Raw genomic sequence first — 18395 nt, 5'->3', positions numbered from 1 at the left:
TCACGCTCCGAAGATCAGCAGGTGCAGGCCGCCGACGCAGGCGCCGAGGATGCCGCCGTGCAGATACAGCAGCCAGGCGTCCTGTTCGATGGCGGTGTAGAGCATTTCGACGAACTCGTCGGGTGGGAGTTCACGTAGTTTCTCGGTGGCGAGTTCATCGACGCTGGCCGCGGTCGACTGGGAGAACTCGACGTCTTCGACGAGCCACGGCTTCATCTCGGTGGCCAGGTTCGCGCCCGCGGTGGCCTGGATGGCGTCGAAGTGGCGGGGCCCGACCGCGAGCCGGGTCACCGACCGCAGCGGTCCGAGGATCCGGTCGATCTCGACCTTGAGGAAGTGCGCGATCACCGCGCGGGTCTTGTCGCCGCTGGGTCCTTCGAGCAGTTGTTCGGTGACCACGTCGAGGGTGACGATCTGGTAGCCGATGGCGTGGCCCAGATCGGCGGCGGCCTGATGCTGGCGTTTGGCGAATTTCGCCACCCCCCACGGGTATTTGTAGCGCGGTTGCGGGGTGGCCGGTTCGAATACCACTTTGATGGCGATGATGTTGACCAGCACACCCACCACCGCCCCACCGAGCACCACCACCAGCCAGGGCGGAAACAGGTGCACCAGGGTGTGCACGGGGCCGGGCAGCTCGATCATCGCGGGGGTGTCGCCGTGCGGGCTGCTGTAGTGCAGCAGCGACAACCACAGCGCCACGATCACCCCGAACGGGAAACCCAGTACCCCGCTGCGGGTCATGAACCGCAGTTCCGGTGCCCCGAGTCCGTAGATCACGTCTTTGAGCAGTTCGGGGCGGCGGCGCAGATAGCCCACCACCATCAGCTTCACATCCAGGAGCTGGTCGATATTGGCGCCGATGAAATCGAAGGCACGGTCGGTGATCGCGGGCAGTTCCGCTTCGACGCGCGCGTAGATGACCTCTCGCGCGCGTGGGGGCATGTCCGCCCACAGTTGCGGGTGTTCGGTGGTCATGATCGTGTCGACCATCGCGCGCACATTGGGCAGTGCCACATGCGCTACCTGCGCCGAGATCCGCCGCGGGTCCATCTGGTCGAAGAAGTCCTTGGCGGTACCGATTTTCGCGACGGCGTTGTCGACCATGAGACTGGCCATCTTCTCCGCGCGGGCGGGAATGAACCCCTGGAAACCGAGCACGCCGCCGGGGGCGAAGGTCGGCAGGATCTGCACTTTGCGCGGCAGCAGCGGGAAGATCGTTTTCAGTCCGGGCACGTAGAACCCGGTGAAACGTACGGGCGCGAACAGCATGATCACGCCGGTCCAGTTGGTGATCAGGCCCGCCACCGCGCTGAAAATCGGAATGCTGATCATGTCGACCCAGAACTTGCTGAGTCCGGTCATCTCTTCCCAGTTCAGCAGGCCGAAGAACCCCGCTGCCTCGATCTCAGCATTCATCCGGCGTCCACTCCGTCGTGTTCCGAACATCGCGCGTCCGGCAATCATAGGTGACAGATCAGGAGCTTCCGGGCAGCTCGGACGGGCTCACAGACGGGAAGTGTTCACCAGCAACAGGTTGGTCTCGATGTCGTGGGTGACTTTGTTGGCCACCGAGCCGAGCAATCGCGCCGGCCCGCTCATCCCCCGGTTGCCGATCACCATCAGGTCGTACTTCCAGGCCGCGTTGCACAGTGCTTCGGCGGCCGGCACCCCGGTGAGCACGTCGTGGCCGAAAAGTTCCGGTTCGGCCACGTCGACCGCGCCTTCGACGGCGATCAGCGTGTCGGCACCCTCGTCGTCGGTCTTGGCCGCGGTCACCAGGAACGGGCGGGCGCCGAGGGTGCGGGCCACCTCGTAGCCGCGGCGTACCGCCAGGATCGACCCGGGCGAGCCGTCGGTGGCCAAACCGACGGTGGTCCAGCGTTTCGGGACCTTGTGGGTGAACAGGACGTCGGTGGGACTGTGGTGGGAGATGTGGTTGGCGGTCGACCCGGTCAGCCGTGACTTGGACCGGCCCAGCCCGCGGGCACCGACCACCAGCAGGGTCGCGGGTTCGCCTTCGACCGCTTCGAGCAGCACGGTGCCGGCCGCGCCGGGCAGATCCAGGCGCGAGACCTGCTCGACGCCCGCCTCGACGAGCTCCGCGACGGCCTGCTCACCGATTCGCACGGCTTCCTCGGGTCCGATCGTGGATTTGCGCGCCGATTCCTTCCAAGCGGTCAGCGTGGTGACCGGGATGTCGAAGCGGGTGGCCACGGCACCGGCGACAGCTACCGCGAGCTGTCCGGTGTCGGTGCCGTCGGTGCCCACCACGATGCGCTGGTAGCAGCCCATTGGACGCTCTCCGATCGGACGACGGCGGATCAGCTGCGGTCCGCCACAGTATAAGCGCCGCACACTCCCGGCAATCTGGTCGCCGGGCGGTGCCGGGGGTCAGACGGTGATGCCCAGCAGCGCGTCGACGGCGGTGCGGACCAGGGTGGGGGCCGCGGTGTCGGTGCCTCCGTAGGCGAGGGCGTGTTCGGCCCAGTTGTCGACGGCGTCGAGGGCTTTCGGGGTGTCGAGGTCGTCGGCGAGGTGCTGACGCAACCGGGCCACGGTGTCGGTGGCCGCGGGGCCCGACGGCAGGGCGACGGCTTCACGCCAGCGGGCCAGGCGGGTCAGGGCGGCGGCGAGGACCTCGTCGTTCCACATGCGGTCCTGGCGGTAGTGCCCGGCCAGCAGACCGGCCCGGATCGCGGCCGGGTCGACGCCGGAGCGGCGCAGCTTCGACACCAGCACCAGATTGCCCTTGGACTTCGACATCTTCTCACCGTCGAGGCCGATCAGCCCGGCGTGCACATAGTGGCGGGCGAAGCGGCGGGTGCCGGTGATCGCTTCGGCGTGGGCGACGGAGTACTCGTGGTGCGGGTAGATCAGGTCCGAGCCACCGCCTTGGACGTCGAATTCGGTGCCGAGGCGGTTGAGGGCGATCGCGGCGCACTCGATGTGCCAGCCGGGGCGTCCGGCGCCGAACGGTGCGGGCCAGGACGGTTCGCCCGGGCGTTCGGCGCGCCAGAGCAGGGCGTCGATGGTGTCGCGCTTGCCGGGGCGGTCGGGGTCGCCGCCGCGTTCGGCGAACAGGGTGTCCATGGTGGCGCGGTCGTAGCCCGATTCGTAGCCGAATTGTTCGGTGGCGTCGGTGCGGAAGTAGATGTCGGGGTACTGCGCGTCGTCGACGGTGTAGGCGGCGCCCGCGGCCAGCAGCTTCTGTACCAGTTCCACCACTTCGTCGACCGATTCGATGGCGCCGATGTAGTCGCGTGGTGCCAGTACGCCCAGTGCGCTCATGTCCTCGCGGAACAGTGCGATCTCGGAGCTGCCGAGCTCGCGCCAGTCGACGCCGTCGCGGGCGGCGCGTTCGAAGAGCGGGTCGTCGACGTCGGTGACGTTCTGCACGTAGTGCACGTCGTGGCCCGCGTCGCGCCACAGCCGGTTGACCAGGTCGAAGGTCAGGTAGGTGGCGGCGTGACCGAGGTGGGTGGCGTCGTAGGGGGTGATGCCGCAGACGTACATCTTCGCGGTCGCGCCGGGGGTGACCGGGCGGACCTGTCGATCGGCGGTGTCGTACAACCGCAACGGCGGCCCGGTTCCGGGGACGGTCGGCAGGGCGATATCGGACCAGGACTGCATGATTCGAGGGTAGAGCCCCGGCTGTGGCGTCGGGCCCGCGGGCCGGTGGGCGCTGCGGGCGCCGACCAGATGCAGCGCCCCCGAATTACCCATTATTACCTATTGATACCTATACATACATTCGTTTACAGTAGTTTCATGACAGAAGGTCTCTATTACTCGGTGGAACAGGTGGCCGAATTGCTCGGACTGCATGTCCGCACCGTGCGCAGTTATGTGCGTGACGGAAAACTCCCCGCCGCCCGCATCGGCAAGCAGTACCGGATCACCCATGACGACCTCGAAGCGTTCACCGGGCTGCCGATCACCACACCCCGCACCACCGTCGTGCGCCATTCCGAGGCATCCTGCATCGTCGAGATCGAGGAGGTCGACCGCCACACCGTCGACCGGATCACCACCCTGCTCACCGCGACCGCCGCCACCCGCGGTCCGGGCGAACAGCGGCTGCGCGTGGAAACCAGCTACGACCCGGACCGGCACCGCCTCAAGGTGATCGTGCTCGGCGGCCTCGCCGACACCGCCCGCCTGCTCGACTACTTGGACGGAGTTCTCACCTCATGACCGGCATCTACAAGTCCGCCCGAGGCAGGCAGCTCATCCGCGACCGCTACCGCACCCATCTCGACGCCTGGCCGGTGCCGCGCGAAGAACGCCGGATCCCCACCGGGGCAGGCGAAACCTTCGTCGTGGTCTGCGGGCCGGTGGACGCACCACCACTGGTGCTGCTGCACGGGTCGGGCGCCAACGCCGGCACCTGGCGCGGCGACATCACCGACTGGTCGACCAGATTCCGGGTGTATGCCGTCGATCTGGTCGGCGAACCCGGATTCAGCGCACCCACCCGGCTGCCGCTGGACACCGATGCGTGCGCGAACTGGCTCGACGAAGTGCTCGACGGTCTCGGTCTCACCGAGGTGGCGATGGTCGGAATGTCGCTGGGCGGGTGGACCGCGCTGGACTATGTGCTGCGCCGCCCCGGCCGGGTCACCGCGCTGACCTTGTTGTGCCCCGGCGGTCTCGGCAAACACCGGTACGGATGGTTGGTCAAGGGCATCGCGCTGCGCCTGCTCGGCCGCCACAGTGTGCGTGACACCGCACGCATCGGCCTGGGTATCGACGGCCCCGAGGCCGACCCGATCCTCGACGACGTGACCCTGATCTTCGAACACTTCTCGCCCCGATCGGGTGCGCTGCCCATCTTCTCCGACGAACAGCTGGCGCAGGTCCGCATTCCGGTGCTGGTGATCGTCGGCGACCGCGACGTGCTGTTCGATTCCGCGGGCACCGTCCGGCGCGCCCGGGCCGGCTTCGCGAACGGCGAGGTGCGCCTGCTCCCCGGCGTCGGTCACGGCGTGCTGGATCAGACCGGCACCATCGGCGAGTTCGTGCTCGCCCACACCGGATGACCGCCGCTCCCCGACGCGCGGCGGTCGGCGGATCAGCTCACTGCTCGTAGCACTGCACGTTCAGGTTGTCGACGTTGTCGCCGAACCGGGGCAGCGCGTAGTAGGAGGCACCGACCTGGTCGGCGGCCTGCACGGTGACCTCGGGCAACGGTGCGCCGGTGTGGCGGTCGGTGGCTGTGCACACGAAGGTCTTCTCCTCCCACCACCCGGCGGGAAAGGCCTGTGCGGGTGCGGCGACGGCGGCGGTGAGCAGCAGGGCGGCGGCGGAGCCGGTGACGATCGAACGGGTCGACATGATATTCCTCTGATCTTGCGGGGTGCAGCGAAATTGCTTGCCGCACACTAGCACCGGGTCCGAACAGGCGACAGAGGTGTAGTCGGCCCTCAGAACGCGGGCCAGGGAATGGGTCGCGCCGAATTCGGCAACGGCATCACCGGGCGTTCGAGCAACGCTTTGGTGCGTTCGGTCAGGGCGGTGATCTCGGCGTCGGTGATGTGTTCGGCCAGCGCGTCACCCACCGGGCCGGTCAGGTTCGCGGCGAAGGTGGTGATGTCGGTGATCAGCGACTCGTGCACCGGGGCGCCCGCCCACCCCCACAGCACGGTGCGCAATTTCGGTTCGCTGTGCAGGCAGATGCCGTGGTCCACGCCGTACACCTGGCCGTCGACACCTTCCAGTGCGTGCCCGCCTTTGCGGTCGGCGTTGTTGAGCAGCAGGTCCAGCACCGCCATGCGCTGCAGCCGTGGGTCGTCGGCGTGCACCAGCGAGATCTCGTTGCCCGCGTCGTCGAGGGCGCGCAGCACTTCGCAGAACCCCTCGGGCACGGTGCCCGGTGCGCACAGGTCCACCAGGTCGAGGCGCTGGCGGGTGTCGGTGCGGTTGTCGACCGAATCCACCCACCGCTGCACCATGCCCGGACCGAACGGCCCGTCGCGCAACACCGTCTCCGGGATCACCCCCCAGCCCAGCTGTTCGGAGATCAGATACGAGGCCACCTCGCGCCCGGCGAGGGTGCCGTCGGGGAAGTCCCACAGCGGTCGCTCCCCGCGCACCGGCTTGTACACCACCCGCAGCGGCGCACCATCGGGTGCGGGTGCGGCGATCTCGCACACCAGCGTCAGGTTGCTGGCGACGCCGACCCGTCCGATGATGTCGAGCTCACCGTCGGTGATGTCGGGCAATTGGTCACTCCTCTTCGAGCTCGGCGGCACCGAAGATCTCGCCCCGCTTGTACCCGTTGGTACGCACGCACATGTGCCCGCGCGCCGAGAGCGGTTCCCCGCACAGCGGGCACGGCGGGCGGCCCGCGGCGATCACCCGGGTGGAGCGCAACGCGAACTCGCGGGCCTGGATCGGGGTGAGGAACACGCGGACGGCGTCGGGGCCCTCGTCGGTGTCGTCGAGCACCACCGATTCGTCGACCTCGGTCTCGGTGATCGCGAGCAGCTCCACGACCACGGCGTTGGCGTCGGCGTCCCAGCCCAGGCCCATCGTGCCGACCCGGAACTCGGTGTCGATGGGCGTCACCAGCGGCGCCACGTCCTGGACGTCCTCACCCTGGGGTGGCACCTCGGCCCCGAAGCGGCGCGCCACTTCTTCGAGCAGCAACCCCATCCGGTCGGCGAGCACCTTCACCTGCTGCTTCTCCAGCAGCACGCTGACCACGCGCGGTTCCTGCACGGCCTGCAGGTAGAACGAACGATCGCCCGGTTCGCCGACGGTCCCGGCGACGAAACGATCGGGGGTGCGAAAGACATGGATTGCGCGTGACACATGCACCTCCTGATACGTGACCCTCAACGACACTCGCGAACCTCTCCTTCGTCAAGGAGAATCGCGGTGCCCCGCATTCCCATTATCCGCACTCGCGGTACCGGGCACCTCACCTCCGGGGGCCGGTTGCGGCGGTGTGCCCGCGGCGAGGGCGGACAGATCGGCGCCGGTGTCGTTGAACTTCCACACCGAGGGCCCGTGCGGGCTGTAACGGACAACGCTGATGGAGGCCGGTTCCACCGCGATCCGCTGAAAACTGTCCAGGTGCAGGCCGAGCGCGTCGGCGAGGATCGATTTGATGATGTCGCCGTGCGCGCACGCCACCCACAGCACGTCCCGGCCCGCCTTGTCGGCGAGGCGGCGTTCGGTGTCGCGGATCGCGGCGACCGCGCGCTGCTGTACCTGCGCGAGTCCTTCCCCGCCGGGGAACACCGCACCGGAGGCGTGGCCCTGCACGACCTTCCACAGCGGTTCGGACAGCAGTTCGGCGATCGGGCGCCCGGTCCACTCCCCGTAGTCGACCTCGATGAGCCGTTCGTCGTGCTGGGGTTCGAGGCCGAGTTTGTCGGCGAGCCCGGCGACGGTGCGCTGGCAGCGCAGCAGCGGCGAGCAGGCGATGTGTTCGATCGGCAGGGTCGCGAGACGATCGGCGACCGCGGCAGCCTGTTCGGTGCCGCGCTCGGTGAGTTCCACCCCGGGAGTGTGGCCCGCCAGTGTGCGTGCGGTGTTGGACGTCGACACTCCGTGCCGGAGCAGGATCACCGTCATGGGACCAGCCTAACCATCGAGATGCCGGGTGCTCAGGTGGCGGAGACGACGCCCGCGGCGAGCAGGCCCATCACGGTGAGGCCGAGGATGATCCGGTATCCGACGAACCAGTACAGCGAGTGGTTGCTGACGAACTTCAGCAGCCAGGCCACCGAGGCGTATCCGACGACGAAGGCCAGCACGGTCGCGACCAGCAGCTGCGGCCCGCTGGCGTTGAGGCCCTCACCGGCGGGTTCGAAGGCGTCGGGCAGGCTGAACAGCCCGGATGCGGTCACCGCGGGGATCGCGAGCAGGAACGAGAACCGGTAGGCGGCTTCGCGGTCGAGCCCGAGGAACAGACCGACCGTGGAGGTGGCGCCGGACCGGGAGACACCGGGGATCAGTGCCAGACACTGGCCCAGGCCCATCAGGATACCGTCCTTGGTGGTGAGCTGATCGAAGGAGCGGGTCTTGCGGCCGTAGTGCTCACCGGCGGCGATCACCAGCGCGAACGCGACCAGCATGAACGACACCAGCCACAGGTTGCGCGCTCCGGTGCGGATCTCGTCCTTGAACAGCAACCCGAGCACACCGATCGGGATGGTGGCGATGATCACGTACCAGCCGATGCGGTAGTCCAGTTCGCGCTGGGCGTCGCGTTCGTGGGCGTCGCGGGCGCTGCGGTCCATCACCGGCAGTTTGGTGGTGACCCGGTCGCCGACGGCCACGGCCTGCTGGGACCGTTCGCGCCACCGCAGGTGCAGGGTGGTGAACCAGGCGATGATGATGCGCCGGATGTCCTTGGCGAAGTACACCAGTACCGCGAGTTCGGTGCCGAGCTGGGTGACGGCGGTGAACGAGGCGCCCGCGTCGTCGCCGAAGAACACACCCGAGACGATGCGCAGGTGCCCGGAGGAGGAGATCGGCAGGAACTCGGTGAGTCCCTGCACCAGTCCGAGTACCAATGCCTGCATCCAGGTCATCGACTCGCCCACCACGTTCCTCCTGCTTGCTCACGCCCGAAAGATCGCGTCCTCCTGGGCTTTTGCTCGATGCGCGGCCGGTGACGGCCCGCGACCACGCAGCGACACTACCCGGCGCCGCCGGTGACCGCGTCGGTCCCACCTCCGGACCGATTCGGTGCGGTGTTCGCGCGGGTCGTCGCGGCGGTGCACACGCGGGTGCGCATTAGGCTGGTCGGCGTGACGAAAGCGCGGGCGCGGTGATGGAACAGCGAACGGTGGGACGCAGCGGACTTCGGGTGTCGCGAATCGGGTTGGCGACCCACACCTGGGGCACCCATACCGATGCCGACGAGGCCGCGGTGCAGCTGACGGCGTTCACCGAGGCCGGGGGGACGCTGATCGACCTGTCCCCGGTCTACGGTGACGGCGCCGCCCAGCAGATCCTGGCCGGTCTGCTCGGCGATCTGGTGGCCCGCGACGAGGTGGTGCTCAGCGGCAGCGCCGGCGTGGTCATGCACGCGCCCGGCGCCGGGGTCGGTGATTCGGTGCCCGCACCCGCCGCGGTCGGCCCGGTGGTCGATTCGTCGCGGCGCACCCTGCTGCGCCAACTCGACCGGACCTTGCTCGACCTGAACATCGACCATCTCGACATCTGGAGCATCGCCGCCTGGGATCCCTACACGCCCCTCGACGAGGTGGCCGCGACGCTGGACACCGCGGTGCGGTCCGGTCGCACCAGGTATGCGGGGGTGCGCGGGTTCGCGGCGTGGCAGTTGGCGAGTCTGGCCGCGATCGGCCCGATCACCGCCGCCCAGAGCCCGTATTCGTTGTTGGCGCGCGGCACCGAGAACGAGGTGATTCCGGCCGCACGGCATCACGGGGTCGGGATCATCGCCTCCGCGCCGCTGGCCGGCGGGATTCTCACCGGCAAGTACCGCAACGGGGTGCCCGCCGATTCGCGGGGCGCCGACGAGGCCACGGCCGCCGAGATCCGGCGCCGCCTCGACGACGACCGCGCCACCCGGGTGGTGGATGCGCTGGTCACCGCGGCGGACGGGCTCGGGACCTCGCCGTTGGCGGTGGCGCTGGCCTGGATCCGGGATCGGCCCGGGATCGCGAGCATGATCGTCGGTGCCCGTGACATCGGTCAGCTCACCGGTGTGCTGGCCGCGGAGACCCTCGAATTGCCGCGCGCGATCGCGGCGGCTCTCGATGATGTGAGCGCCCGTTCCGAATGATGGCTAGCCTTACCTGCATGAAACTGCGTGGCGTGCTGACGGCGATGCTCGCGGCGACGGTGCTCACCGGCGCCGTCGCCTGCACCGGAAGCAAACCTGCATCGACTGCAACTTCGGCGGGGCCGGTGACCGCCGAGATCGCCGAGCTGGACCCGGTCCCGATCGGCCCCGCGCCCACCCCACGACTACCCGCCACCGCCCGCTCCTTCGACGGCACCGAGGTACAGGTCACCGACACCTCACGCATCATCGCCGTCGACCGGTACGGCACCCTCGCCCAAACCGTGTGGGCGCTGGGCCTGGGCGAGAACCTGGTGGGCCGCAGCACCTCGGCGTCGTTCCCGGCCGTGGCACACGTACCCAACGTCGCCGGCGGCAACGGCAGCCTCAGCGTGGAAGCGGTACTTGCCCTGCGCCCGTCGGTGTTCCTCACCGACACGACCAGCGCCGCCCCCGCCGTGCGCGAACAGTTACGCGCGGCCGGGGTGACCGTCGTCTACTTCGACCCGGACCGCAGCATGGACGGGGTGGTACCGCAGATCGAGGCCGTCGCCACCGCCCTCGGCGTCCCCGAGGCCGGTGCGCGGCTCGGCACCCGCACCAGCGCCGAGATCGCCGCCGCGATCGCCGAGGTCCCCGTCCACGACTCGCCACCCAAGATCGCGTTCCTGTACCTGCGCAGCACCGCGATCACCATGATGGCCGGCCCCGGTTCGGGCGCGGACTCGCTGATCACCGCGATCGGCGGCACCGACGCCGGCACCGCCGCCGGGATGGACGAACCGTTCACCGCGATCACCAGCGAAGCCATGATCGCCGCGGCCCCCGACGTGCTGCTGGTGATGTCGGACGGACTGGAATCGGTCGGCGGAGTCGACGGGCTCGTGCAGATACCCGGCATCGCCCAGACCCCCGCCGGACGTCAGCACCGTGTCGTCGACATGTCCGACGCGGTCGTCCTCAGCTTCGGCCCCAACACCGGCCGCGTCGTCTCGGCCCTGTCCACGGCCGTCTACGGAACACCCGAATGACCGAACCCGCCACCCGCGCATCGCACCGGACGGTCCCGGCATGAGCGGTGCACCCGACCTGACCAAGCACACCGGCCGCCCACACATCGACGACGCGACCCCCGACCCCCTGCCGCGCCCCGAACACCGCGGCACCCGCGTCACCATCGTGTTCGCGGTGTCGCTGGCGGCCCTGCTGGCGCTGGCCGTGGTCTCGGCGGTCCTCGGGCAGGTGCCGACCACCGCCGCCGAAGTACTGGGCAGCATCGCCCACCACCTCGGCCTCGACCTCGGGCCGATGCCTGCGCACCCGGCCGGTGAGGTGACGCTGTGGGAGGTGCGGTTCCCGCGGGTCGTGCTGGCCGTCCTCGTCGGTGCGGCGCTGGCCACCGCAGGCGCGTTGCTCCAAGGCGTGTTCGCCAATCCACTGGCCGAACCCGGCGTGATCGGGGTCTCGGCGGGCGCCGCGGTGGGGGCGGGCACCGTGATCGTCGTCGGTGGCGCGTTCGTCGCGGCCTGGTCGGTGGCCGCGGCCGCGTTCGTCGCCGGGCTCATCACCACCGCCCTGGTCTATGTGCTGTCACGTTCGGGCGGGCGCACCGAGGTGGTGACGTTGATCCTCACCGGTGTGGCGATCAACGCCTTCGCCGGTGGGCTGATCGCGTTGCTGCTGTTCGTCGCCACCCCCGCCGCGCGCGATCAGATCGTGTTCTGGCAACTGGGCAGCCTCAACGGCGCGGTCTGGTCGTCGGTGGGCATCGTCGCCGTCCTGGCCGGGGCCGGCATTCTCGCCGCGGTGCTCATCGCACCGCGGCTGGATCTGCTCGCCCTCGGTGATTCCGCGGCCCGGCACCTCGGGGTGGACGTGGAGCGGTTGCGCAGGCAGGTGATCGTGGTGGTGGCCGTACTGACCGCGGCCGGGGTCGCGTTCAGCGGCATCATCTTGTTCGTGGGGCTGATCGTGCCGCACGTGGTCCGCATGGCGGTGGGGCCCGGTCACCGGGTGCTGGTCCCGCTCAGCGCGATCGTCGGCGCCGTGGTGCTGCTCGGGGCCGACGTGGTCGCCCGCACCCTGGTCGACAACGCCGACCTGCCGCTGGGCATGCTGACCTCGCTCATCGGCGGCCCGTTCTTCTTCTGGTTGCTGCGCCGCACCCGCGCCCGGGCAGGAGGCTGGGGATGACCCCGACCGCCGCCACCGGGCGCCGGCTGCCGATGTCGTGGCGGTCGCTGTTCGCTCGCACCCCCGACGTGCCCGCACGACCCGCACCGGGCGCGGTGACCCTGCGCGCCACCGGGCTCACCGTGTACCGCGGCACCCGCACCGTGCTCACCGACATCGATTTCGAGGTCGCGGCCGGTGAGATCGTGGCCTTGGTCGGCCCCAACGGGGCGGGCAAGTCGAGTCTGCTGGCCGCGCTCGCCGGCGAACTGGCCCCCACCGCCGGCACCGTGCAGCTCGAAGGCCACGCCCTGTCGCACTGGACTCACGCCGACATGGCCCGCCGCCGCGCCGTACTCCCCCAGTCCCACAGTGTCGGTTTCCCGTTCACCGCCCGCGAAGTGGTCGCGATGGGTCGCGCCCCCTGGCTGCACACCCCGGCGGCCGACCGCGACGACGAACTCATCGACGCGGCCCTGGCCGCCACCGACGTCACCCACCTGGCCGATCGGGTGTTCCCGTCGCTGTCGGGTGGTGAACGCGCCCGCGTCGCGTTGGCGCGGGTGCTGGCCCAGGACACCGCCACCGTGCTGCTCGACGAACCGACCGCCGCCCTCGATATCGGCCACCAGGAGGCTGTGCTGCGGTTGGCCGCGTCCCGGGCGGCCACGGGCTCGGCGGTGGTGGTGGTCGTGCACGATCTCGGGGTGGCCGCCGCCTACGCCGACCGCGTCACCGTCCTCGACGACGGCCGGGTCGCGGCCGACGGTCCACCCCGTGAGGTCCTCACCCGCGCGTTGCTGACCCGGATCTACCGCCACCCCGTCGACGTCTTCGACCACCCCACCACCGGCGCCCAGCTCGTCCTGCCCGAACGCACCGTGACCTGAGACCGGCGGCTCACCGCCAGATGATCTTCAGCAACGCCGGGGTGAGGACCATGCGGATGATCGTGGCATCGATGATCAACGCCACGATCATCCCGTAGGCGATGTATTTCATCAGCACCAGATCCGAGAACCCGAACGCGCCGGTCACCACGATCAGGATCGCCGCGGCCGAGGTGATCACCCCACCGGTGTGGGCCACCCCGTACCGGATCGATTCGGCGGCATCGGCGCCACCGGCGCGTTTCTCGGCGATGCGCGAGAGCAGGAACACCTCGTAGTCGGTGGACAACCCGAAGATCACCGTCACGATCAACGCCACCACCGCGAACATCAACGGTCCCGGCGTGAACTGGAACAGCTCGGACCCGTGGCCTTCCACGAAGATCCAGGTGAGCACCCCCAACGTGGACACCAGGCTCAGCGCGCTCATCGCGACCGCTTTCACCGCCAGGATCGTCGACCGGAACGCCACCACCATCAATGCCAGCGCCGCCGCGATCAGGATCGCCAACAGCAGCGGCAAGCCGTCGATGAGCCCGTTGATGCTGTCGCGTTCCAGGGCGGGGATCCCGGCGACCATCACCTCCACCCCCGGTGGTGCCGGCAATTCGCGCAGGGCATCGATCACCCGATCGGCGTCGCGTTTGTCCTCGAGCCCCGCCGAGAGCACGTTCATACCGTTCTTCGTCGGCACCGACGGCTCGAACCGCCCGGTCAAACCCGGAACCTGATTTGCTTCGAACCGGATGTCACCCAACTGCTGCGGTGAAGCCCCCACCACCACCAGTTTCAGCGGTTCGGTGCGGAAACCGGGAAACAGCCGGTCGAAGTCCTCCTGCGCCACCCGTGCCGGGTTGTCGGCGGCCAGATACTTCTCACTGATGCCACCGAACTCGATGTGACGCAACGGAATGCTCAACGCCAGCAGACCGAGCACGATCGGGATCACCACCGCCCACGGCCGCCGCATCGCCCATTTCGCCAGCCGGGAGAAGAACCCGGCATCGATCTGAGCTTCTGTTTTGCTCCGGGAGAACCGTTTCCACCCCAACCAGTCGATGCGGTGCCCGGCGATGCTCAACGCGGCCGGTAGTGCGGTCACCGACAGCAGCGCCGCCAGCATCACCGCCGAGATGCCACCGTAGGGCACCGAACGCAGCACGCCGTTCGGGAAGATGAACAGCGCCCCGAGACTGAGCGCGATGATGCCGGCGGAGAACTGGACAGTGCGCCCGGCGGTGGCGACAGTGCGTGCGGTCGCCTCTTCCACGCTGCGCCCCGCGGACAGTTCCTCCCGGAACCTGGTCACCGTGAACAACCCGTAGTCGATGGCCAGACCCAAGCTCACCAACGTCATCACCGCACTGGCGAACACGTTGACCTCGATGTGTTCGGTGAGCAACCGCAGTATCCCGGAGGTACCCAGGATGGTGAGCCCACCGATCAGCACCGGCAGCAACGCACCGATCACCCCACCGAACACGAAGTACAGCAGGATCGCCACGATCGGCAACGCGATGATCTCCGCCCGCCGGATATCGTTCTGCATGCCGATGTTGATGCCCTCGACCACCGGTTGCAACCCGGCCAGCTGCACCGTCGTCCCGCCGGGTCCGGCACCGGGCACACCCGCGTTCAGCTGCGGTTTCAACGCCAGATAGTTGTTGACGGTGGCGGTGCCGCCGCCACCGGCGAGCCCGATACTGGCGAAGGCGTGCCGTTTGCTCGGGTCCGAGGCGTTCGCCGAGAACGGGCTGTCCCAGTAGCTGTCGATCTTGTGGATGCGTGCACTGTTGGCGGCCCGCAGGTCAGCGAGCGCGGCGACCACGGGTCCGCGCACCCCGGGATCGTCGACGGTGGAGCCGGCGGGTGCGGTGTAGATGACGATCAGGTCGCCGTCGGTGTCGCGGCCGAAGGTGTCGTCGGCCAGTTTCGAGGCCGCCACCGACTGGCTGTCCTCGTCGAACCAACCCTCCTGGGTGTAGCGGTCGCCCAGATCCCGGCCGAACCACCCCGAGATCAGCACAGCCAGCACGAACAGTCCGAGCACGAGGAAACGGTGGCGGTGCACGAACCTGCCCCACCGCATCGAACGGGATTCACGCATGGTCAGCCGCAGGCTGCGGTGTGATAGTCGGCCGAACGCAAGATGCCGCACAGGTCGGTGCGCGAGATCTTCCATTTACCGTCGATCAGCACGAAATGCACGATGGTGGTGCGGATATTGGTGCCCGAACCGTCCTTGTCCAGGCGCATGGTGGCCGTCAGCGTGCCGTCCCGGTTGTCGAAGACCGGGTCGACCACCCCGTAGACCGCGTGCGGGTTGTCGCGCAGCGCCTTGTACATGTCGGGGATCGCGTCGGAGAACGCGGCGCCGTCCTCGATCAGTTCGGTGCGTTCCACATCGGGCAGGTTCGGGTCGAGCGCGCGCTTGATCTGCGCGTCGAGTTCTTCGGCAGTCGGCGGCGGCACACTGGCTTTGCTGGAGGACACCGCGACCGAGGACGCGAGGGAAGCATTGGCCGAGGAGCGTGCGGCATCCACCGAGGCCTCGTCGCTCCCACCGCAGGCGGTGAGGGCGAACAGGGCCGTGAAACAGGCGGTGGCCGCGACGGCCCTGGCGGAAAATGTGGAAGACATCACCATCTACATACCATCAATCACGGCGCTGATCCGGCCCAGGATGGTGCGCACGGCGGTGGTGTCCCGATCCGCGGTGCCGGCCACGGGGTTCGCGGCGGGGATCAGGTCACGCACGAACGCGGTGACGCTGCGTGCGTCGCCGAGGTCGATATCGGTGACCTGCGCGCGGGCCTGGGCCACCACGTCATCGGCGCCGGGCACCACTTCGCCCAGGTCGGCGCGATATATCTGCAGGGTGAGGGTGGCGCGGCGGGTGCGGAAGGCGAAGGGCCGTCCGTCGTCGGTGGTGCCGAAACCGTGGGCGAAGGGGCCGAGGGAAAGGTCATCGATGCCGAAACCCGCCGATCTCCGGTCGGTCATCGTGGTGATCTCCTACCGCTGCGTGGCATTCGAATTGTCGACACGTCAACAGTAACGCGCGTCACCACCGGTTCCGACGCGCCCACCCGGTCGGAGCTACCGGTGAGTCATCATGGTCAGATGGTGATCAGCGGTCATCTCGTGCGGATTGAAGGAGTTCGGTGCATGCGCCCTCGCGGCTCGGTCGCCACAGCGTTTCTCGGCGCGGCGGCTCTGGTGGTGCTCACCGGTTGCGCCGGTGACGACGGCGGCCCCGATGTACCCACCAGAGAACCGGTCACCGCGGCGGTCTCGCCCGCCACCGCCGACACCCCAGCAGGTCGGGTACTGCCGGCCACCGCCACCGCGGCCTTGCTCGCCGAACCGACGACCGGTCACCTGGCCGCCCTCGACACCACAGGCACCACCCTGTCGCTGATCGACCCCGACACCACCGAACCCGCGCGCACACTGACGCTGCCCGCCGCCGGGGCCGCGCTGGCGCAGGGCGCACCGGGCGAAGTACTCGTCGCCGCCCCCGACCGGGTGCTGCGGGTCCAGGTGGCCACCGGCACGGTCACCGAGATCCCCGTCGACGGCGATGTGCGCAGCGTGCAAGCCCGCGCCGACGGCACCCTCGTGGTCGGCACCGCCGAGGGCACCGTGCGCGAACTCGCCGCCGACGGCACGGTCACCCGCACCGTCACCGGCCTCGTCTCGGCCGACGAAATCGCCCTGACCGGCGAGAACATCACCGTCCTCGATCGCAAACAGACCGCGGTCGTCGAGGTCGGCGACGACGCGCTCGGGTTGATGCTGCGCGCGGGCGACGGCGCCGCCGACGCGGTGACCGACCCGCACGGGCGCATCATCGTCACCGACACCGCCGGCGGTGAACTCCTCGTCTACTCGGCCGGACCACTCGTGCTGCGTCAGCGTTTCCCGGTACCATCATCGCCCTACGCGCTCGCCTACGATCCGCGTTCGGACACCGTGTGGGTCAGCTGCACGCAGAGCAACGAGGTCATCGGCTACGACCTGGCGACCGGTATCGGTGTCGAGGTGGGACGGTTCCCGACCGTGCGCCAGCCCGACGCGGTCGCTGTCGACGAACGCACCGGCGACCTGTTCGTGGCCTCGGCCGTCGGCGACGGCCTGCAGCGGATCGGGGCCGACGAGCGGAAGAGAGGGCAGTGATGTCGGGAAAGACTCGCACCGCACGCTCGGGCACCCCGCCGAGCTGGGAAACCAGCGACGACGACTACGAATACGTGCCGCTGCGGCTGCCACCCGAGGTCACCCGGGTCACCGCCTCGATGCGGTTGGCCATTCAGGCCGAATTCGGTGGCTGGGAACTGTCGCGGGTGCGCGCCTACACCGACGGCAGTCGCCGGGTGTTGTTGCGCCGCCGCAAGAATGCCGTCCTGCCTGTGCCCGAACCCGGATTGTGAGACCAACCATGTACGCCCTCCTATTACGCCTGATGTTCCTGATCCCGCCGGAGCGGGTGCACCACCTGGTCTTCGCCGCGCTGCGTTTCGCCACCTGGTTCCCGCCCACCCGCCTGCTCGCGCGCAAGCTCACCGCCGTCGAGGACCCGATCCTGGCCACCACCGCCTTCGGTGTCGATTTCCCCGCCCCGCTGGGTCTGGCCGCCGGTTTCGACAAGAACGCCGACGGCGCCGACACCTGGGGTGCGCTCGGGTTCGGTTTCGCCGAGATCGGCACCGTCACCGCCCACGCCCAGCCCGGCAACCCGGCCCCGCGCCTGTTCCGGCTGCCCGCCGACCGCGCCCTGGTCAACCGGATGGGATTCAACAACCACGGGGCCGCCGCGGCCGCCGCCCGCCTGCACGGCGCGCACCCCACCGTGCCGATCGGTGCCAACATCGGCAAGACCAAGGTGGTCGAACCCGAAGCCGCCGCCGCTGATTACGCGACCAGCGCCCGACTGCTCGGCCCGCTGGCCGAATTCGTGGTGGTCAACGTGTCCTCCCCCAACACCCCCGGCCTGCGCGACCTGCAGGCTGTGGAGTCGCTGCGCCCGATCCTGCAGGCCGTGCTCGACAGCGTGACGGTTCCGGTGCTCGTCAAGATCGCCCCCGACCTGTCCGACGACGACATCGACGCTGTCGCCGACCTGGCCGTGGAACTGGGCCTGGCCGGCATCGTGGCCACCAACACCACCATCCGCCGCGACGGCCTGCACACCCCCGCCGCCGAAGTGGAGGCGCTGGGCGCGGGCGGGCTGTCCGGTGCCCCGGTGGCCGAACGCGCCCTGCAGGTGCTGCGCCGCCTCTACGCCCGCGTCGGCGACCAGGTGGTGCTGATCTCGGTCGGCGGCATCGAAACCCCCGAGCAGGCCTGGCAGCGCATCCTCGCCGGCGCCACCCTGCTGCAGGGCTACACCGGTTTCATCTACGGCGGCCCGTTCTGGACCACCCGCATCCACCGTGGCATCGCCGCCCACCTGCGCGCGGGCGGCTACACCTGCCTGGCCGAGGCCGTCGGCGCCGAACACCGCGCCCACTCCGCCTGAGCACCGCACAGCACGCCTGATCCCCGCCACCAGCCACGATGGCGCA

General features: G+C 69.2%; 20 protein-coding genes. 9 read left to right on the top strand and 11 right to left on the bottom strand.

Annotated features, from left to right (window positions below):
* From ACFO5K_RS04950 to mshC, 3 genes are all read right to left on the bottom strand, one after another.
* Nucleotides 1-1419, bottom strand: coding sequence for a hypothetical protein (locus tag ACFO5K_RS04950; RefSeq protein ID WP_378556322.1), 1419 nt, complete (start codon nucleotides 1417-1419; stop codon nucleotides 1-3).
* 87 nt (nucleotides 1420-1506) lie between these two features.
* Nucleotides 1507-2295 carry a universal stress protein gene (locus ACFO5K_RS04945; RefSeq protein ID WP_378556319.1) on the bottom strand — a complete coding sequence of 263 codons (789 nt, stop codon included), beginning with the start codon at nucleotides 2293-2295 and terminating at the stop codon, nucleotides 1507-1509.
* A 99-nt stretch (nucleotides 2296-2394) separates the two neighbouring features.
* Nucleotides 2395-3633, bottom strand: a complete 1239-nt coding sequence (gene mshC / locus ACFO5K_RS04940; RefSeq protein WP_378556316.1) for a cysteine--1-D-myo-inosityl 2-amino-2-deoxy-alpha-D-glucopyranoside ligase — start codon at nucleotides 3631-3633, stop codon at nucleotides 2395-2397.
* Between the two features lie 138 nt (nucleotides 3634-3771).
* Between mshC and ACFO5K_RS04935 the strand changes: the two genes are divergently transcribed.
* A complete protein-coding gene (locus ACFO5K_RS04935; RefSeq protein ID WP_378556313.1) occupies nucleotides 3772-4197 on the top strand; it encodes a helix-turn-helix domain-containing protein in 426 nt (141 codons plus the stop codon).
* The gene (locus ACFO5K_RS04930) at nucleotides 4194-5042 is read left to right on the top strand and encodes an alpha/beta fold hydrolase (protein ID WP_378556310.1); all 849 of its coding nucleotides are present in this window, start codon (nucleotides 4194-4196) and stop codon (nucleotides 5040-5042) included. Before ACFO5K_RS04935 ends, ACFO5K_RS04930 begins: the two co-directional genes overlap by 4 nt.
* A 37-nt stretch (nucleotides 5043-5079) precedes the next feature.
* Here ACFO5K_RS04930 and ACFO5K_RS04925 read toward each other — a convergent pair whose 3' ends face one another.
* From ACFO5K_RS04925 to ACFO5K_RS04905, 5 genes are all read right to left on the bottom strand, one after another.
* Entirely contained in the window at nucleotides 5080-5337 is a 258-nt protein-coding gene (locus ACFO5K_RS04925) for a hypothetical protein (protein WP_378556307.1), read from the bottom strand.
* 89 nt (nucleotides 5338-5426) lie between these two features.
* The gene (locus ACFO5K_RS04920; RefSeq protein ID WP_378556304.1) at nucleotides 5427-6224 is read right to left on the bottom strand and encodes an SCO1664 family protein; all 798 of its coding nucleotides are present in this window, start codon (nucleotides 6222-6224) and stop codon (nucleotides 5427-5429) included.
* A gap of 4 nt (nucleotides 6225-6228) precedes the next feature.
* A complete protein-coding gene (locus tag ACFO5K_RS04915; RefSeq protein WP_378556301.1) occupies nucleotides 6229-6816 on the bottom strand; it encodes a DUF3090 domain-containing protein in 588 nt (195 codons plus the stop codon).
* 51 nt (nucleotides 6817-6867) lie between these two features.
* Nucleotides 6868-7584: a histidine phosphatase family protein gene (locus tag ACFO5K_RS04910; protein ID WP_378556298.1), complete on the bottom strand. Its 717-nt coding sequence runs from the start codon at nucleotides 7582-7584 to the stop codon at nucleotides 6868-6870.
* 32 nt (nucleotides 7585-7616) lie between these two features.
* On the bottom strand, nucleotides 7617-8558 hold the full coding sequence (locus ACFO5K_RS04905) for an undecaprenyl-diphosphate phosphatase (protein WP_378556295.1): 942 nt from the start codon (nucleotides 8556-8558) through the stop codon (nucleotides 7617-7619).
* A gap of 230 nt (nucleotides 8559-8788) precedes the next feature.
* Here ACFO5K_RS04905 and ACFO5K_RS04900 point away from each other — a divergent pair, with 230 nt between their 5' ends.
* From ACFO5K_RS04900 to ACFO5K_RS04885, 4 genes are read left to right on the top strand one after another with little or no spacing between them, the layout of a single operon-like run.
* Entirely contained in the window at nucleotides 8789-9766 is a 978-nt protein-coding gene (locus tag ACFO5K_RS04900; RefSeq protein ID WP_378556292.1) for an aldo/keto reductase, read from the top strand.
* 17 nt (nucleotides 9767-9783) lie between these two features.
* The gene (locus ACFO5K_RS04895) at nucleotides 9784-10797 is read left to right on the top strand and encodes a heme/hemin ABC transporter substrate-binding protein (protein ID WP_378556289.1); all 1014 of its coding nucleotides are present in this window, start codon (nucleotides 9784-9786) and stop codon (nucleotides 10795-10797) included.
* 40 nt (nucleotides 10798-10837) lie between these two features.
* Nucleotides 10838-11959 (top strand): FecCD family ABC transporter permease, encoded by a 1122-nt coding sequence (locus ACFO5K_RS04890; protein ID WP_378556286.1) that lies wholly within the window; start codon nucleotides 10838-10840, stop codon nucleotides 11957-11959.
* Nucleotides 11956-12828 (top strand): heme ABC transporter ATP-binding protein, encoded by an 873-nt coding sequence (locus ACFO5K_RS04885; RefSeq protein WP_378556283.1) that lies wholly within the window; start codon nucleotides 11956-11958, stop codon nucleotides 12826-12828. The genes ACFO5K_RS04890 and ACFO5K_RS04885 overlap by 4 nt, the downstream gene beginning before the upstream one ends.
* A gap of 10 nt (nucleotides 12829-12838) precedes the next feature.
* On the opposite strand, the gene ACFO5K_RS04880 is transcribed toward ACFO5K_RS04885, so the two are convergent.
* Genes ACFO5K_RS04880 through ACFO5K_RS04870 form a run of 3 tightly spaced genes read right to left on the bottom strand, consistent with a single transcriptional unit; the run spans nucleotide 12839 to nucleotide 15831 of the window.
* A complete protein-coding gene (locus tag ACFO5K_RS04880; RefSeq protein WP_378556280.1) occupies nucleotides 12839-14935 on the bottom strand; it encodes an MMPL family transporter in 2097 nt (698 codons plus the stop codon).
* 2 nt (nucleotides 14936-14937) lie between these two features.
* On the bottom strand, nucleotides 14938-15468 hold the full coding sequence (locus ACFO5K_RS04875) for a hypothetical protein (protein ID WP_378556277.1): 531 nt from the start codon (nucleotides 15466-15468) through the stop codon (nucleotides 14938-14940).
* A gap of 6 nt (nucleotides 15469-15474) precedes the next feature.
* Nucleotides 15475-15831 (bottom strand): hypothetical protein, encoded by a 357-nt coding sequence (locus ACFO5K_RS04870; RefSeq protein ID WP_378556274.1) that lies wholly within the window; start codon nucleotides 15829-15831, stop codon nucleotides 15475-15477.
* A gap of 165 nt (nucleotides 15832-15996) precedes the next feature.
* On the opposite strand from ACFO5K_RS04870, the gene ACFO5K_RS04865 reads away from it, so the two are divergent.
* The 3 genes from ACFO5K_RS04865 to ACFO5K_RS04855 are packed head-to-tail and all read left to right on the top strand — an operon-like array spanning nucleotide 15997 to nucleotide 18349.
* On the top strand, nucleotides 15997-17007 hold the full coding sequence (locus ACFO5K_RS04865) for a YncE family protein (RefSeq protein WP_378556271.1): 1011 nt from the start codon (nucleotides 15997-15999) through the stop codon (nucleotides 17005-17007).
* A complete protein-coding gene (locus tag ACFO5K_RS04860; protein WP_378556268.1) occupies nucleotides 17007-17261 on the top strand; it encodes a DUF5703 family protein in 255 nt (84 codons plus the stop codon). Before ACFO5K_RS04865 ends, ACFO5K_RS04860 begins: the two co-directional genes overlap by 1 nt.
* An 8-nt stretch (nucleotides 17262-17269) precedes the next feature.
* On the top strand, nucleotides 17270-18349 hold the full coding sequence (locus ACFO5K_RS04855) for a quinone-dependent dihydroorotate dehydrogenase (protein ID WP_378556265.1): 1080 nt from the start codon (nucleotides 17270-17272) through the stop codon (nucleotides 18347-18349).
* Nucleotides 18350-18395 lie beyond the last annotated feature (46 nt).

The sequence above is a fragment of the Nocardia halotolerans genome, from assembly GCF_042650145.1.
Classification (GTDB): Bacteria; Actinomycetota; Actinomycetes; order Mycobacteriales; family Mycobacteriaceae; genus Nocardia; species Nocardia halotolerans.
The sequence above is the reverse complement of the archived record's forward strand: the minus strand, read 5'-3'. Positions and strand labels throughout refer to the sequence as shown.